A 1,263-nucleotide genomic window follows, 5' to 3' on the forward strand; every position below is an offset into this window, starting at 1 on the left:
CATGCCTCACCTCGCTTTCTGGGGGGAGGAGCCCCTCCCCCCGGGGGTTTACTCCAGGATCTTGGTGACCACGCCGGCGCCCACGGTCCGCCCACCCTCCCGGATGGCAAACCGCAACCCCTCCTCCAACGCCACCGGCTTGATGAGCTCCACCGTAAAGGTCACGTTGTCCCCAGGCATCACCATCTCCACCCCAGGCGGCAGCTCCACCACCCCCGTCACGTCCGTCGTCCGAAAGTAAAACTGCGGCCGGTACCCCGTGAAAAACCCCGTGTGCCGGCCCCCCTCCTCCTTCCTCAAGACGTACACCGAAGCCTCAAACTTCGTGTGCGGCGTAATGCTCCCAGGCTTCGCCAACACCTGCCCCCGCTCCACCTCCTCCCGGCTCACGCCCCGCAACAACACCCCCACATTGTCCCCAGCTATCCCCTCCTGCAGCGTCTTCCGGTGCATCTCCACACCCGTGACCACCGTCTTCCGCGTCTCCGGAGCAAGCCCCACAATCTCCACCTCGTCCCCAACCTTCACCTTGCCCCGCTCAATCCGCCCAGTGGCCACCGTCCCACGCCCCGTGATGGTAAACACGTCCTCCACCGGCATCAAGAACGGCTTGTCCACGTCCCGCACCGGCGTGGGTATGTACTCGTCAACCGCATCCAAAAGCTCCCAAATCCGGTCCACCCACTCGTTCTCTCCCCGCTTGGTCTTCGGGTTCTTGTGCATCTGCTCCAGCGCCAAAAGAGCGCTCCCCCGAACCACCGGCACCTCGTCCCCAGGAAACTCGTACTGGTTCAGGAGGTCCCGCACCTCCATCTCCACCAGGTCCAAAAGCTCGGGGTCGTCCACCATGTCCACCTTGTTCATGAACACCACGATGTACGGCACCCCCACCTGGCGAGCCAACAAAATGTGCTCCCGCGTCTGCGGCATCGGCCCGTCCGCCGCCGATACCACCAAAATCGCCCCGTCCATCTGCGCCGCACCCGTGATCATGTTCTTGATGTAGTCCGCGTGCCCAGGGCAGTCCACGTGCGAATAGTGCCGCTTCGCCGTCTCGTACTCCACGTGCGCCGTGTTAATGGTGATCCCCCGCGCCCGCTCCTCCGGCGCCTTGTCAATGTCCCCGTAGTCCTTCACCTCCACATTGGGGTTCTCCGCCGCCGCTACGTACGTCAACGCCGCCGTCAGCGTCGTCTTCCCGTGGTCCACGTGCCCAATCGTCCCCACGTTCACGTGGGGCTTCGTCCGGATAAACTCACCCTT

The 1,263-nt window shown here is 63.9% G+C and carries 1 protein-coding gene; it reads right to left on the minus strand.

Annotation, left to right across the window (positions count from 1 at the left end; genetic code table 11):
• Positions 1-48 precede the first annotated feature (48 nt).
• The coding region (tuf, locus tag NW822_RS11315; RefSeq protein ID WP_414404509.1) for an elongation factor Tu at positions 49-1,263 on the minus strand (1,215 nt) is incomplete at its 5' end.

This window comes from Synechococcus sp. H70.2 (assembly GCF_047462275.1).
Taxonomy (GTDB): domain Bacteria; phylum Cyanobacteriota; class Cyanobacteriia; order Thermostichales; family Thermostichaceae; genus Thermostichus.